Raw genomic sequence first — 14,682 nt, forward strand, 5'->3', positions numbered from 1 at the left:
CTAGCATGGCAAAGGCCGGCTTGATCCGTCAGGCCCGCAAGGCCTTCGCCCTATTATTGGGGCCCGGTGTCATGCGTGCCGGTGAAGCGGTATTGCTGGTCGGCGTATCCATGGCGCTTGTCCGGGTGATGTCCGTGGGAGATTTCGGGCGATTCTCCTTCCTTTTCGCGGCGGTACGGCTGTTCTGCATCCCCATGGTGCAAGGCACCTCCAATCTCCTGGTCAGGGAGGTGCCGCGCCATATCCGGCTGGGTGAATATGGCGAAGCCCACCACGCCGTACGCTGGTCTACCCGGGCCGCCCTGCTGTGGGTGATCCCCGCGTCGATCGCTACCCTGCTCACATTTAGCCTCAGCAAGCTTTTCGACGGCGAAGTGCCATGGCTTGCGACCGCCGTCCTGGTTCTGGCATTCTGCCTATCCGGGCCTTTCATGGGTGCTGCGCGGTCGCTGAAGATGCCGGCTTTCGCCATGTTGCCCGCATCGGTCCTGGCGCCTGTGATCTTCGTCGCTTGCCTGTATCCGGTGTGGCAATCCGGAAGCGTCATCGATTGGAACCTGGCTGCTTTGCTTCGCGGGGCAATCTTCCTGTCGGCGGTCGTGTTCGCCTTCGCGGCGATCGCTTATTCGGCACGAGGGAAAGCGATCCGCCACACCACCCCCTCTTCGACACCGATATCGACAAGGATGTTCATACCTTTCGCCGTGGTTGGCGCATTGCAATATTTCAATCAACAGGCCGGAACGCTGATCGCGGGATTCACGACCGACGAGGAGGCGGTAGCGCTGTATCGCGCAGCGGCACAGTTCGCCGCCGTCCTCTCCATGGTTCCAGCGACCATCAATCTCGTCGCGATGCCCTATATCTCGGAAAGTGCACAACTGGATGCACCTGAGAAAACCCGACAGATCCTCTTTCGTGCGATGGCCGGCACCTGGGCCTGCACGGCGATCGGACTTCTTGCGATGATCCTGGTGGGCGAATGGCTGCTAGCAACAGCTTTCGGGGCTGCCTTCGCACCTGCTTACCAGGCCATGCTTATCCTGTGTGCCGGAACCGCGTTCGCCAGTGGCGGGGCATTCACGCTTGCGTACCTCAATTTATCCGGTCGGCAAAAACGGCTGATGATGGCAGTCGTGCTATCCGCGCTGCTACAGGTCGTTCTGAGCCTTGTGCTGGTCGGCCCCTTCGGGATCGAGGGCATCGCTGCTGCTGCAACTATCGCTCTATCCCTCAATGCGGTAGTGACCATCGCCATGGCTCTGCGCGCGTTGAAACCAAACCCCGACAACCCGACAAACAGCACTGAGCAGACATAGTGTCGCAGCCATCTGACAGAATTTCAGTCGTTATACCGTGTTACCGCTGCACGGACACGATCGACAGGGCCGTCGGCAGCGTGCTGGCACAGACCCTGCCGCCGGCCGAAATCATCCTGGTGGATGACAAGTCGCCGGACGATACCGTGAATTACATCAAGTCTCGCTTGGACGATTGGAACGGGCGCGTTCCTGTTCGCCTGATAGAATTGGAAGAAAATGGTGGACCATCGGTTGCGCGTAACCGCGGCATGGACATCGCGATCGGAGAATTTATCGCCCTGCTCGACTCTGACGATTATTGGTTTGACCACAAGCTTCAGATCCAATTGGAATCCATGCAGGCCAAAAAGGCAGCATTCAGTTTTCATCGCCTTCTGAGCCATCAGATAGATCACGAAGGCCGCTACTCTCTATCCGAATTGCAATTTGACTCGCTGGAAGCGCGCTGGCTTAGCTATGAAAAAGAATACTTTTGGAATAGAATAAACACTCCAACCGTATTATTTCGCCGAAATTCAATTAGATTTGACGAGACGAGACGATATGGCGAAGATCACGACTTCTGGTGTCGCTATCTAAAAGCTGCAGGTCAGCCAGCTTTGATGATCGACCAAGTGCTCGGTGTATATGGAAATCCCCCATTCCACAGCGGCGGGTTGAGCGGTAATCTCAACAAGATGATGCACGGCCAGCTGCTCAATATCGTCAAGAACCGCCCGTCGGGTCTTGCCGGCCTTGGCTGGATGGCTGCGGCGTTCGGCTGGTCCGCTGCGCGTTACCTTCGCCGCATTGCGATCAGCAGCACACGCGTGAAGAAAAAGGCGGGCGCATGACGGGCTTCGCCGGATCGCCCCCCGTTCAGGGAACGCAGCGCTTCATTGCAATGCAACGCCTTGCGATGGGCCTGCTTTTCTGCGCCACGTTTCTATCCGCCATCACTCTCACGCCCGAATTGCCCGGGGTGGGTACCAAGCTGATTGCAGCGGACATTTTCTTCGGCCTGTTCCTGCTTCTCACCTTGGTAGCCGCCGTCGGCAGCAAGCGCATCGGCGCCCCGCTCTCCGGCCAGCAGCGCCTCTGCCTGTGGCTGTTCGCGGCGTTCATCTTCGGCTTGATGCTGAGCTTGACCCTCGTCGGGGTGCCGTCAGGTTCCTCTTTCGGAATCGGTGTGCTGACGGCCGCGAATTATATCTACGGGATGGCCATTGCGGTTGCGCTAATCTATTGGGCCGTGCGTTTTCGCGACATGGAAACGATCGCCTTTGCGATCGTCGCGGGCACCTTTCTCGTCTCTTTCGTCGCCGCCCTTGCCCTGCTGGGTCTGGCGCCGGCATGGGCGACCAGCGGCTACCGCATCAGTTCCACGATGCTGGCAACCAATCAGGTGCAATCCTACGTCGCACCGGGAATGGCGCTTGCGACGACATTCTTCATCACCGACAGGGCGCGGCCTGCAGTGCGTGCGTTCGCACTCGTGACCATTATCCTCGGAATGGTCGCCTTGCTGGCGACAGGAAGCCGGTCGTCCTTCATTTTTCTTATCCTGCTGCTGGCCTTTTTCGCAGTCCGGGTGGTTTTCTCACGACTCACTTCGGTGTGGCTCAAGCTGGGCGTGATATCGATCAGCCTTGGCATCGGGCTGGCGACCGTGGCCCTGATCGGCGCTGTGGTCACTTTCGGCAGGACCGCCCTGCCCGAAGGGCCGATGCGGGTGGCGGCGCGACCGATCATCGAATTCGTCGAAATGGGCGAGCAACAGGATACCCTGGAATCGCTGGGCCCGCGAGGAAAACAGATTGCCCTGGTCGAACAGCATTGGTGGGAATCGCCGGTCATCGGCTACGGACCGGATGCCCTGCGGCAATATTTCGATCATCGGCACGAGGTGCACAACACCTATCTCGGAATATTGATCGACCAGGGATTGGTCGGGATGGCTTTACTGATGGCTATCCTGGTTGTCAGTGCGGTCGGTCTCTTGCGCCGAGTCCAGTCGCTGCCGAACCCACAGGCGGCGCAATTCCTTCTTGGCGTGCTGATGGCCCTGGTGATGATCTACCTCTACGGATTGTTCACTTTCGGCCTCCGCCAGCGGATCTTCTGGCTTGTGCAGGGATTGGCGATTGCAGGTCTGGTGCAAGGGGTTCAGGCTTCCCGGCGGCGGGCGGTGCCACCCCCAACGCCCCACCACACTCGCACCGCAAGACTGGGTCTGGCCAACACTATATGACTTCTGAAAATCAGCATGGCCGCCGCATCCTGTTTGCGGCGAATACGCAGTGGTACCTGCATAATTTCCGCCGGGAAACCATTGCGGCGCTGATTGCTGAGGGGCATGAAGTGCACTGCGCTGCGCCGCGCGACGACCGGCGCCAAGCGCTTAAGGAACTGGGAGCGACGGTGCACGATAGCCCCCCGCTTCCGAGCCGCATGAGCCCATTTGCCGATGCCCGCATTCTCGCCTGGTACGTCGGCTTGTTCCGGCGCCTGCGGCCCGCGACCGTGTTTACCTTCACACCCAAGCCCAATGTGTTCGCCGGGATTGCAAGTCGGCTGACCGGGACCGGTTTTGCGCCCAATGTGTCGGGGCTCGGCAGGGTTTTCGAACGCGACAACTTGCTCACGACAGCTGCATGTCGTGCCTATTCCGCGGCTTTCGGCGGTGCGAAGAAAGTGATCTTTCAGAACCGGGAAAGCCGGGACATGTTCGTCGGCAAAGGTATCGTTTCGTCCGGACAGGCCGCGCAGCTTGCCGGTTCCGGAGTCGACCTGACACGCTTTGCGCCCATTCCCCTGCCCGCTAGCGATCCCTTCGTCTTCCTGTTCAGCGGCCGCCTCGTGCTGAGCAAGGGTTTGGCAGAATTTGCGCAGGCCGCACGTACAATCGGTGACGTGTCGCCCGATGGGCGCAGGATCGAATACCGGATCGTCGGATTCACGCAGGAACAGCTTTCCTCGACCATGCCGCGGGCAGAACTCGATGCCCTGCTGCAAGGCTCGCCGGCGCGCTATTGCGGGCCAAGCGATGATGTGCGCGATCAGATGGCTCGGGCGCATTGTTTCGTGCTCCCCTCCTATTACGGCGAAGGCATTCCCCGATCGGCCATCGAGGCGGCCGCGTGCGCTCGCCCGGTAATCACCACCGACCATCCGGGCTGCCGGGAAACCGTAATCGAGGGAAAAACGGGCTTCATCGCGGTCCCACGCGATGCCGTTTCGCTGGAGCAGGCGATGCGCAAGCTTCTCGCCCTGGACACGGCTGCCCTGTCCGCGATGGGTGCCGCCAGCCGCGCGCATGCCGAAGCAAGGTTCGACGTCGCCGGGAACATCGCAGCCTACGCCGCTTTGGCCTCGGACCGCGACATTCTGTCGTGTGAGATCTGATGCCAATGCAAAATCACGCACCTTTCCCGATCACAAAGCGGCTCTGACCCCAATGTCGACACGAACTATCTCTCGCCGCCGATCGAAAAGCAGCGGGCAGCGCGGCCCCGCAGACGGGCGGACGCGTCCTAATGCGTTCGAAACGGCGTTCCTGGCATTTATCGTCCTGCTCGCCTTCATGGGCGGCGCATCGCGCGCCGACGAATGGAAAACGCTGGCGGTTAAGATCGTCGCTTCGCTCATCTTGATCGGGATCGGGGTTGCCAAGCTTCGCGGCTCGGGTCGCCGCAGTCGGAGCGCAGCGGGCGCGCCCTTCCCGGTACCTGCCATATTCCTGTCCTTGGCCCTGGCGATTACCGCGCTCTACCTGGTTCCCTTGCCGCCATCGCTGTGGACGGCGATGCCGGGACGCGAAGTCATCGGAGACTTTTTCGCGTCCGTCGGAATGGCGGGCGCCTGGCGACCAACCACGGTATCGGTCGCTCTTACCCTGAATACGCTTACGGCCATATTCGCGCCCCTTGCCCTCGTCCTGCTCGCCGCTCAAGCAGGGGAACGATGGCGGACAAGCGCGATAGACCTGTTTATCGTCATCGCGGTCTTCTCTGTTTTTCTTGGCGTCTTGCAGGTGGTCAGCGGTGCGAAATCGCTCTATTTCTACGATCTCGCCAACTTCGGCCGCGCCACCGGCGTCTTCGCCAACCGCAACCATCACGCGATCTTCCTCGCAGCCTCGATCCCGCTGTGCCTCTACCGTTACATGGAAAAGCGATCGCAGCAGGACGAGGCCGGCACGCTCTACCTCATCGCCGCTGGATTGATCCTCGCCGGCTGCCTGCTGGGGTCCAGCCGCGCGGGTCTCGCAGTATCGGGGCTGGCTACGCTCGCTTCGCTTGCCGTCTTTGCAAAAGCGCGGACCAACGCGGGCGGCGGGCGCTCCAATTGGCTGATCGGCCCTGCGGCAATCATCGGTATCGCTCTGGTTGCCCTGCCCCTGCTCGCATATAATTCCGAGGCTTTCGGCCGCATAGTGGCGTCGGACCCAATCGATGATCTTCGCTTCAAGCTGTTGCCGGACATTGCCGCCCTGGTTGGCACACACTTCCCGTTCGGCAGCGGGCCCGGCACATTCGAGGCCGCGTACCGCATGGCCGAAGCGGACGACAATCTCATGCGCCAGTACCTCAACGAAGCGCATAACGATTGGCTGCAGCCTTTCGTCGAATACGGCATTTTCGCTCTTGGCCTCTTACTGTGGCCGATCATCAGTATCGTGCGCGCGGCTCACAGCGGCTGGAGCGGACAGGGAATGCTTGTCCGCGTCCGCTCGCAATGTCTGCTCATATCGATCGTAGTGCTGGCGCTGGGCAGCCTGGTGGACTACCCGATGCGAACGGCGCTGCTCCTTACGTTCGGCACTTTCCTCTGGTATCAATTGCTCGCCGTCGCTACGGGAATGGCGCGCAAAAACGACACGGCGCGCAGGATCGACCAAGGACGAGGGACAGCGTGATTTTCACTGGTGTATTCCGGATTGCGGCAGTGGCAAGCCTCGCCTGCTTGGGCTCGGCTTGCGTCAGCAGTCCTCCGGTCGGTCAGGCCGAGGGGGTTACGGTCCTCGATAATTCCTCGCTCCCGGGCCCACCGACGCGCAGTATCGCATTGTCGCGGGAAGGCGGTACGCTTGCCCCGGGCGATACGGTGACGATGCAGGTCTACGGTGCGGAGGATTTCACCGCCAGCGCCCAGATCGAAGACGATGGAACCGTGCAGTTCCCCTTCACCGGCACCATCAACACGGTCGGGATGCGCCGCAGCGACCTCGCGGCGGAAATTGCCAACCGCCTGTCCCCGCAGATCGTCCTCGATCCGCAGGTCTCCCTGCAAGTCGAAGAAGGCACCGCCCGCCAGATCACGGTCGGCGGCGAAGTGGCGCGGCCTGGTTTCTATTCCAGCACGCAGGCTAATTCGCTGATGCGTTCGGTCGTGGCGGCCGGCGGCATGACTGACGCGGCAGAACGCCAGGAAGTGCTGCTCATCCGTGAAGTGGAAGGGCAGCGCTATATCGGCGTCTACAACATGACCGCGATCGAGCGCGGGAATTACGGCGATCCGCCGGTCTATTCCGGCGATGTAATCATGGTGGGCGAAAGCGCGCTTCTGCGTTCGATCGCGACTTACGCGCCCCTGGTCAACGCCGTAACCAGCCCGCTTATCCTGCTTGAGCGCATCCTCAACTGACACCATTCGGCGGAAGCGAAGAAACACCAGTGCTTGGAATAAGTCCCATCGACGCCGATCCGGCAACGCCCGTGCGCTATGCGCCTGTCGAGCAGAGCCGCGCCATGGGGTCGGACGTATCCGCTCGCCTCATGCAGATCCTGCGCGAACAGCGGTGGAAGGTTCTTGCAATCATCGCCGCGACGATTGCACTCGGCGTTGTCCTGACCATGCTGCAGCCGCGCTATTACACCGCGCAGACGCGGATGGAGTTCAAGCCGGAAGAAACGCTGGTCCAGGCGACGGACACCGACGCCGCCAGCGCGCTGGTGCTGAACGAACAGTATTTCCAGACCCAGTACGAGCTGCTTCGCTCGCGTTCCCTGGCCCGCGACGTTGCGATCGGCGAAGATGCGATGAGCGATCCGGAATTTGCCGCGGCTTTCGGGCTGGAAGGCGAGCAGATAACCGAGAAGCGCGCGATCAACACGCTCCTCGATGCGCTGGAAGTGGAACCGATCATCGATTCCAACCTTGCCGATATCACCTTCACTACGCGCGATCCCGCCTATTCCGCGCGGCTGGCCGATGCCTGGGCCGAAGCTTTCATCGCGGCCGATATCGAACGCCGGTTCGGCGCGTCGATCCAGGCGCGAGAGTTCCTGAATTCCCGCCTCGCCGAAACGCGTGAGAAACTTCAGGACGCGGAACAGGCCCTGATCGAATTCGCCTCGCGCAACCAGATTCTCAATCTGCCGAGCGACAGCGAAGGAGCGGCGGCCGAGAACAGCCCCACTCTCGTATCCTCTCGCCTGGAAAGCCTCAACGATCGGCTGGGCGAAGCACGCGCCGAACGCATCGCGGCCGCCAGCCGGCTCGGCAGCGCGCGTTCGGGGACGAGTTCGAACACCTCTGGCACGCTCGTCCAGCTGCGCTCACGCAGGGCCGAGCTCGCGGCGCGCGTTGCCGGCCTGGAAGAACGGTTCGGTGATGGTTACCCGCCGCTTCGCTCCGCCCGGGAAGAGCTCGCCCAGATCGATTCGGCCATCGCATCGGAAGCCGGCGTCTATCGCGGCGGCCTGCAGGAACAGTACAATGCCGCACTCCAGGCGGAGCGCGCCTTGCAAAGCGAAGTGACCCAGCTGACCCAGTCGCTCATCAGCGAGCGCAGGACGGGCGTGCAGTATGGATTTCTTGCCCGCGAAGTGGACACCAACCGCCAGCTTTACGACGCACTTTTGCAGCGAGTTAAGGAAGTGGGCGTCGCTCCGACGGAGCGCAGCAATATCGTGGTCATCGACGAAGCCGAGACGCCGCAGGTTCCCTCGTTTCCCAATCCGGTCCTGAACGTCGTTGCCGCAACGTTGGCGGGCCTCGTCTTCGCCGGTTTGTTCGTGGGCGGCACCTTCGCGCTCGACCAGGTCATCCGATCGCCGGAAGAACTGCAGAAATTGACCGGTCGCCCGGTCATCGGCTCCATCCCCGTGAACGAAGGCGACGATGCGATCGAAGAACTGGGCGACCGCCTCTCCCCGGTCTACGAGTCCTTCCTGTCGGCCTCGCTTTCCCTGCGCCACCTGATCGGCGACGACCACAAGTCTGCATTGATGACCAGCAGCCAGTCCGGCGAAGGAAAGTCCTACACCTCCATCGGCCTTTCCTACGCGCTGTCGCGCAGCGGGATGAAAGTTTTGCTGGTCGATGCCGACGTCCGCCGAGGCCGGCTGAACGGCTGGCTGGACTTGCCAAAACGCCCCGGCCTGAGCGATTACATCGCCGATTTCGATACCGATGAGCTGCCGATCCGCCGGTACGAGGATTTCGGTTTCGATGTCATGACGGTAGGCCAGTACCCGCCCAATCCGGGCGAAGCCATCACCAGTGGCCGGATGATGCAGTTGCACCAATCCGTGCTCGAGCGGTACGATTTCGTCCTTTATGATGGCCCCCCGATCCTGGGCCTTGCCGATGCAGTGCACATGGCGCGCATGGTCGACCTCGTGATCTATGCCGTGCAGGCAAACGAGATCCGGTCGCGCAAGATCTATTCGGCTCAGAACCGGCTGGCACAGGTGGGTACCGACATCGACGCGTTCATCATGACGCAGACGCCGACATCGGAAGAATACGGCTACGATTACAGCTACAGCCGCGAGAGCGACTGATGCGCCGCCCGCTGGCCGGGATCGGGCTGACCGCCGTCGGCATCGCCGGACTGGCAGCAACCGCCGTACTGCTGAGCGCCTTTGGCGGAGTGCGCCTGTCCGCTACACTGCCTCTGGATGGGCAGACGCAAGGCAAGATCGCCCGGCAACCCTACGTTCTGGCGATGGCTGACGATGATCGCGCGGCAACATTCTGCGCCGAGGATGCCTTGTCCGACATGGCCCGGCGTAGCGTAATTCTCGAACCATTGGACGGGAATGCGCTTTCCTCGGCAACGCTGGCGCATGGCTGTGACGACGAGGGTATCGAGCTGCCGTTGGATGCTGCCAACCGCAGCGTCCCGCTCAACCGGCGGACGCTGACGCTCCAAGCCCTGCAATTGCAGGCACAGACGCAGGGCGGCGATACCGAGGCCGCACTCGCCACGGTCCAACGCATGATCGTGACGCAGCCCCAGATCAGCGACCGGCTTGTTCCGGCTATCGGTGCGGCATTCGGCCAAGGCGACGACATCGCGCGCGTCGCCGGCTTGATGCGCGGTCATCCGGAATGGATGCGGGCGATGATCAGGCACGCGGCGGCGAACCTCGATCCCGACAGGGCCGTCGCGGTGCGTCAGGCTTTCCGGGATCAGCCGCTGGACCAGTTGGCTGCCGCCGACCGTGATGCCGTGGGCCTGCTGGCCGGTCGTGGTGCCCTGGCGCCGGCATGGTCGGTATACCAGCTAACCAAGGCGGCCGGCTCGCGCAGCAAGGACAGCCTGCTCGCGGCTGACGGACTGATGCGGCCATTCGGCTGGACCATTCCGGACAACGACCAGATCCGGGCTCGCTTGTCGTCCGACGAGGGTTTGCTGATCAAGGCCAATTTAAGATTGGCTGCCTCCGGCACGCTGGCATTCCAGGCCTTTCCCGTGCGCGATGGCCGCTTTCGCCTTTCGGTCGATGCCGATCTGCCGGACAATGTTTCGCTGGAGCCCGGTATCCGCTGCATAGACGGGCAGGAACCGGGCCGATGGAGGGCGGTAGAAGCAGGCGCCGAGGTCGATATCGCTGCCGCCCTGCCCGGCTGCTCCTTTGCGGCGATCCGCCTTCAAATCGTCAATACGGCACGCGACCGGCGCAGTGCGATCCGGATCCGCTCGGTAGATTTATCAAAAATCTAAGGCGGCAAATATTGCCTTTCGATGCATTCACGTGCATCGCTCCGGGCGCGCTATTCCCCACGTAGACGGCACTCCCAACCCAATTCATGAGCGTTCTGGACGACCTCCTCCATTATTCCGGCGCATCGCAGCTGGGCCGCCGCGATGCGCTCGACCGCTTCAGCGTCCAAATACCGCTGCTCGTCGTGATTACCTTGGCGGTCCAGATTGCCGTGGTCGTCTTCGCCCTGCCCGACGCGTTGCTGAGCCGCACCACAAGCAACACATTGAGCGCAACCTTCGCCGCCAACGTACTGTCCATGCTTGTGTATCGCGAGATGCGCCGAGTGCCGGGTACGCGGCGCGTTGCCTCGATCTTGCCCGCGTTTCTCGTAAACTACCTCGTGCTGATCCTGATAATCCTGATCGCCCGCGTACCGTACAGCTCGATCCTGGGCGCCATCGGGTTCGTAGTCGGTTTCAGCCTGACATGGATCCTCAACGCGCGCGCCCGCTCGCAATACAAGAGCATTTCCATGTTCTATGTGCCGAGCGACCGCACAGTGGCGTTTTGCGAAGAGCTGCGCGACATCGATTTCCACCGCCTTGAAAGCCCCGAGGATCTTGCCAGGGTCGACGACAATCCGGTCGTGGTCGATTTGCGCGAAGATCTCGACAGCGATTGGGAGCGGGCAATAGCGAGCGCCGTGGTGCGCGGGGTCAGCGTTTTCCATGTGAAGCAGCTGCGGGAATCGCTGACCGGAATGGTCCGCATCGATGCGATGTCGGAAAATTCCTTCGGTACATTGCAGCCTTCTTCCAGCTATCTGCATGCAAAGCGCGTGATCGACATGCTGGTTTCGGTCCCGACCCTGATCCTTCTCTCGCCGATCATGCTTGTCGTCGCCATTGCGATCCGGCTGGACTCGCCGGGACCGGCGATCTTTCGGCACCAGCGCATGGGGCATCGCGGTGTACCCTTCCACACGCTGAAATTTCGCACCATGGTAACGCGGGCGCCTGACGGCTTGGACCGCGACAGCCAGATGACGCAGGCGTCCGATCCGCGGATTACCCGCATCGGTCGTTTCCTGCGCAAGACCCGGCTCGACGAAATGCCGCAATTGATCAACGTCATTCGCGGCGAGATGAGTCTGATCGGCCCGCGACCGGAAGCGATGGCGCTGTCGAAATGGTATGACGAGAATCTCGATTTCTACGAGTATCGCCATATCGTGCGGCCCGGGGTGACCGGATGGGCGCAGGTCAACCAAGGGCACGTCACGCAACTGGACGACGTCTTCGTCAAGCTGCAGTACGACTTCTATTACATCAAGAATATCTCGGCTTGGCTCGACCTGCTGATCTTGTTCCGCACGCTGCAGGTCATGGTTTCGGGCAAGGGCGCGGTCTGACCCCTATCGCCGCGGCAGCGCTTCGCCGATGCCGCCGAAGTGGAGCGCCTTGATCTCTACGTATTCCTCCACCCCGTACTTGCTGCCTTCGCGCCCGAAGCCGGATTCCTTCACGCCGCCGAAAGGCGCAAGTTCGGTGGAGACGCTGGGCGCGTTGATGCCGACCATGCCGTATTCCAGCGCTTCCGCCACCCGCCAGATGCGGCCGATGTCGCGGCTGTAGAAATAGGCGGCGAGACCGACGGCGGTGTCGTTCGCGATCTCCATCGCCTCCTCGTCGCTCGAGAAGCGGAAAACAGGCGCGATCGGCCCGAAGATTTCCTCTTCGGCCAGCCGCATGTCGGTGGTGGCGCCGTCGATGATGCCGGGGCGGTAGAACCAGCCGTCCCTGCCCTCCATCCGGCCACCGCCGATCAGTTCGCCGCCCCTGGAGGTCGCGTCCTCCACCAGCTCCTCGACCTTGTCGACCGCGGCCTCTTCCACCAGCGGGCCGATCTCCATGTCGTCGTCCAGCCCGTCGCCGACCTTCAGCGCGGCCACGGCATCGCGGAACTTCGCCATGAATTCGTCATAGATGCCATCCTGCACCATCACCCGGTTCGCGCAGACGCAGGTCTGGCCCGCATTGCGGAACTTGCATGCGATCGCGCCTTCGACGGCCGCATCGATATCGGCATCGTCGAACACGATGAAAGGCGCGTTGCCGCCCAGCTCCATCGATAGTTTCTTCAATGTGGAGGCGGACTGTTCGGCCAGGATCTTGCCGACCTTGGTGGATCCGGTGAAGCTGAGCTTGCGCACAGTGGAAGACTTGCACAGCTCTTCCCCCACGGTGGCCGCATCGCTGCTGGTCAGGGTGATGAAGGCATCTTCGGGCACGCCGGCCTCGTGCGCCAGCTTCATGATCGCCAGCGCGCACAGGGGCGTGAGGGCGGCGGGCTTCACCACCACGGTGCAGCCGGCGGCCAGCGCGGGGCTGATTTTGCGGGTGATCATGGCGATGGGGAAATTCCACGGCGTGATCGCCGCGACCACGCCGACCGCCTGCTTGATCACCACCATCCGCTTGTCGGTATCGTGGCTGGGGATATGGTCGCCGTAGACCCGCTTGGCCTCTTCCCCGAACCATTCGACGAAGCTGGCGCCGTATTCCACTTCGCCGCGGCTCTCGGTAATGACCTTGCCTTGTTCCAGCGTCATCAGCCGGGCTAGGTCTTCCTTGCGTGCCATGATGGCTTCGAACCAGGCGCGCAGGATATCGGCGCGCTCCTTCACGTTGCGATCGCGCCAGTCCGGCAGGGCGGCCTCTGCCCGGCCGATCGCGTCGCGGACGTCGTCGGCCTTGCAATCCTTCACATAGGCGAGATGCGACAGGTCGGACGGATTGGTCACCTCCACCCCTTCGCCGGTCAGGAAATCCTTCAGCAGGTCGTGGGCCGGCAGGTCAGTGGCTTTCATGGTGTTCTCCGAAAGGTCTCTCGGAAGACACAGCGCGCGGGCGCGGACAGCGTTCCTAAAGCTCGCCGATCCAGAACTGCATCGTGTGGTCGGTCGGCTGTTCGTCGCCGATCTCCTTCCACTCGAATGTCGTGACGAGGCCCTTGAGGGGGCGATAGCCCCGCTCACCCCAGAATTCTTCCTGCGCGCGATAATCGTCGGGGCGGCGCCGGCGATGGCCCTTGCGCACCACGGCGCAAAAGACGGCCCGGTCGGCGCCGCATCGCCGTGCGTGCTCTTCCCTCAGGTCGAAGAAGCGGTGGCCGCGCCCACGATCTCGCGCCCGTCGAAGGCCGGGACCTGCGCCGAGTCGGGCGCATTGGAAAAGTCGGAAAGATAGCGCCGCTCCTGATCCGCATCGCCATCGTAACAATATGGATATTCACGGAATACGGCGATACGCAGCCTGGCGAGGTCAGGCATGCGGGCGGCGATTTCCGCCCCCGTGAGCGGACGCACATCTATCGGCACAGTAAGGCGACCATACTCCTGTCCGCGCCCGCACCCCAATTTGGGTCGGGCCCGTCACATTCGCGCCCCGCGCGGTCATTGCCTTGGCAGGTCACTTCGCCTAAGGCGGGGCCATCCGCCCCGGCATGCCCAGCACCCCTTGCACGGCCCGCCGGGGCGCAGTGTTTTCTCCTCCCGAAGAAGGGTAATGCCATGTCCCGCCGCCGCCAGATCTACGAAGGCAAGGCCAAGATCCTGTACGAAGGGCCGGAGCCCGGCACCATCATCCAGTATTTCAAGGACGATGCTACAGCCTTCAACGCCCAGAAGAAGGGCACGATCAACGGCAAGGGCGTGATCAACAATCGCATCAGCGAACATGTGTTCACGCGTCTGTCGCACATCGGCATCCCCACCCACTTCATCCGCCGCCTCAACATGCGCGAGCAGCTGGTCCGTCAATGCGAGATCATCCCGATCGAAGTGGTCGTGCGCAACGTTGCCGCCGGCTCCATTTCCAAGCGCCTCGGCATCGAGGAAGGCGAACCGCTGCCGCACACGCTGCTGGAATATTACTACAAGGACGATGCGCTGGGCGATCCACTGATCGCGGAAGAGCACATCGCCTGCTTCGGCTGGGCCAGTAACGAGGAAATGCAGGACATCGCCGCCATGGCGATCCGCGTGAACGACTTCCTCGTGGGCATGTTCAGCGCGATCAACATCCGCCTGATCGACTTCAAGCTGGAATTCGGCCGGCTGTGGGACGGCGACTATTCGCGTGTGATCCTGGCCGACGAAATCAGCCCCGACGGCTGCCGCTTGTGGGACATGGCGAGCGGGGAAAAGCTGGATAAGGACCGCTTCCGCCGCGACCTCGGCGGGGAGGAAGAAGCTTACCAGGAAGTCGCCCGCCGGCTCGGTCTGCTGCAGGATGACGGCGGCCCGGGCGAGGTGTTCGACCTGTCCGCCCACCGCAAGCTGCGCGGCAAGCCGCCCCGGAAATAAGAGCGGAAATAGGGGCACACGCGAGCCCTAGTGCACCTGCACTAGCATTCAGGGGGCTGACACGCCGGACTTGGCA

The 14,682-nt window shown here is 62.1% G+C and carries 13 protein-coding genes; 10 read left to right on the forward strand and 3 right to left on the reverse strand.

From position 1 onward, the window contains the following. Positions 1-5: 5 nt before the first annotated feature. From QQW98_RS01330 to QQW98_RS01370, 9 genes are all read left to right on the forward strand, one after another. Positions 6-1,319: a lipopolysaccharide biosynthesis protein gene (locus tag QQW98_RS01330; protein WP_290135774.1), complete on the forward strand. Its 1,314-nt coding sequence runs from the start codon at positions 6-8 to the stop codon at positions 1,317-1,319. After that, positions 1,319-2,155, forward strand: coding sequence for a glycosyltransferase family 2 protein (locus QQW98_RS01335; RefSeq protein ID WP_290135775.1), 837 nt, complete (start codon positions 1,319-1,321; stop codon positions 2,153-2,155). The genes QQW98_RS01330 and QQW98_RS01335 overlap by 1 nt, the downstream gene beginning before the upstream one ends. Continuing rightward, complete coding sequence (locus QQW98_RS01340; RefSeq protein WP_290135776.1) at positions 2,152-3,552, forward strand: O-antigen ligase family protein; 1,401 nt, start codon at positions 2,152-2,154, stop codon at positions 3,550-3,552. Before QQW98_RS01335 ends, QQW98_RS01340 begins: the two co-directional genes overlap by 4 nt. Then, positions 3,549-4,706 (forward strand): glycosyltransferase family 4 protein, encoded by a 1,158-nt coding sequence (locus tag QQW98_RS01345; protein ID WP_290135777.1) that lies wholly within the window; start codon positions 3,549-3,551, stop codon positions 4,704-4,706. The genes QQW98_RS01340 and QQW98_RS01345 overlap by 4 nt, the downstream gene beginning before the upstream one ends. Beyond that, on the forward strand, positions 4,696-6,219 hold the full coding sequence (locus tag QQW98_RS01350; protein ID WP_290137071.1) for an O-antigen ligase family protein: 1,524 nt from the start codon (positions 4,696-4,698) through the stop codon (positions 6,217-6,219). Before QQW98_RS01345 ends, QQW98_RS01350 begins: the two co-directional genes overlap by 11 nt. 149 nt (positions 6,220-6,368) lie before the next feature. Then, a complete protein-coding gene (locus tag QQW98_RS01355) occupies positions 6,369-6,947 on the forward strand; it encodes a polysaccharide biosynthesis/export family protein (RefSeq protein ID WP_290135779.1) in 579 nt (192 codons plus the stop codon). 29 nt (positions 6,948-6,976) lie between these two features. After that, positions 6,977-9,091 (forward strand): GumC family protein, encoded by a 2,115-nt coding sequence (locus QQW98_RS01360; RefSeq protein ID WP_290135780.1) that lies wholly within the window; start codon positions 6,977-6,979, stop codon positions 9,089-9,091. Then, positions 9,091-10,257, forward strand: a complete 1,167-nt coding sequence (locus QQW98_RS01365) for a hypothetical protein (RefSeq protein ID WP_290135781.1) — start codon at positions 9,091-9,093, stop codon at positions 10,255-10,257. The genes QQW98_RS01360 and QQW98_RS01365 overlap by 1 nt, the downstream gene beginning before the upstream one ends. Before the next feature lie 86 nt (positions 10,258-10,343). Continuing rightward, positions 10,344-11,651: an exopolysaccharide biosynthesis polyprenyl glycosylphosphotransferase gene (locus tag QQW98_RS01370; protein WP_290135782.1), complete on the forward strand. Its 1,308-nt coding sequence runs from the start codon at positions 10,344-10,346 to the stop codon at positions 11,649-11,651. A gap of 3 nt (positions 11,652-11,654) precedes the next feature. Here the strand turns inward: QQW98_RS01370 and QQW98_RS01375 are convergent, their stop codons facing one another. Genes QQW98_RS01375 through QQW98_RS13895 form a run of 3 tightly spaced genes read right to left on the reverse strand, consistent with a single transcriptional unit; the run spans position 11,655 to position 13,571 of the window. Beyond that, positions 11,655-13,109, reverse strand: a complete 1,455-nt coding sequence (locus tag QQW98_RS01375) for an NAD-dependent succinate-semialdehyde dehydrogenase (protein WP_290135783.1) — start codon at positions 13,107-13,109, stop codon at positions 11,655-11,657. A gap of 55 nt (positions 13,110-13,164) precedes the next feature. Then, positions 13,165-13,338 carry a hypothetical protein gene (locus tag QQW98_RS13890; RefSeq protein WP_319023295.1) on the reverse strand — a complete coding sequence of 58 codons (174 nt, stop codon included), beginning with the start codon at positions 13,336-13,338 and terminating at the stop codon, positions 13,165-13,167. A gap of 53 nt (positions 13,339-13,391) precedes the next feature. Next, on the reverse strand, positions 13,392-13,571 hold the full coding sequence (locus tag QQW98_RS13895) for a hypothetical protein (RefSeq protein ID WP_319023296.1): 180 nt from the start codon (positions 13,569-13,571) through the stop codon (positions 13,392-13,394). 240 nt (positions 13,572-13,811) lie between these two features. On the opposite strand from QQW98_RS13895, the gene purC reads away from it, so the two are divergent. Then, on the forward strand, positions 13,812-14,606 hold the full coding sequence (gene purC, locus QQW98_RS01385) for a phosphoribosylaminoimidazolesuccinocarboxamide synthase (RefSeq protein WP_290135784.1): 795 nt from the start codon (positions 13,812-13,814) through the stop codon (positions 14,604-14,606). The last annotated feature ends 76 nt before the right edge of the window (positions 14,607-14,682 follow it).

Origin of the sequence: Alteriqipengyuania flavescens (assembly GCF_030406725.1) — a bacterium.
GTDB classification, from domain to species: domain Bacteria; phylum Pseudomonadota; class Alphaproteobacteria; order Sphingomonadales; family Sphingomonadaceae; genus Alteriqipengyuania_B; species Alteriqipengyuania_B flavescens.

Excerpts from the sequence above, each read along its gene's own strand:
- QQW98_RS13895 (WP_319023296.1), bottom strand. The coding sequence starts at position 13,571 with ATGCCTGACCTCGCCAGGCTGCGTATCGCCGTATTCCGTGAATATCCA.
- QQW98_RS01345 (WP_290135777.1), top strand. The coding sequence starts at position 3,549 with ATGACTTCTGAAAATCAGCATGGCCGCCGCATCCTGTTTGCGGCGAAT.
- QQW98_RS01340 (WP_290135776.1), top strand. The coding sequence starts at position 2,152 with ATGACGGGCTTCGCCGGATCGCCCCCCGTTCAGGGAACGCAGCGCTTC.
- QQW98_RS01330 (WP_290135774.1), top strand. The coding sequence starts at position 6 with ATGGCAAAGGCCGGCTTGATCCGTCAGGCCCGCAAGGCCTTCGCCCTA.
- QQW98_RS01370 (WP_290135782.1), top strand. The coding sequence starts at position 10,344 with ATGAGCGTTCTGGACGACCTCCTCCATTATTCCGGCGCATCGCAGCTG.
- QQW98_RS01375 (WP_290135783.1), bottom strand. The coding sequence starts at position 13,109 with ATGAAAGCCACTGACCTGCCGGCCCACGACCTGCTGAAGGATTTCCTG.
- QQW98_RS01365 (WP_290135781.1), top strand. The coding sequence starts at position 9,091 with ATGCGCCGCCCGCTGGCCGGGATCGGGCTGACCGCCGTCGGCATCGCC.
- purC (WP_290135784.1), top strand. The coding sequence starts at position 13,812 with ATGTCCCGCCGCCGCCAGATCTACGAAGGCAAGGCCAAGATCCTGTAC.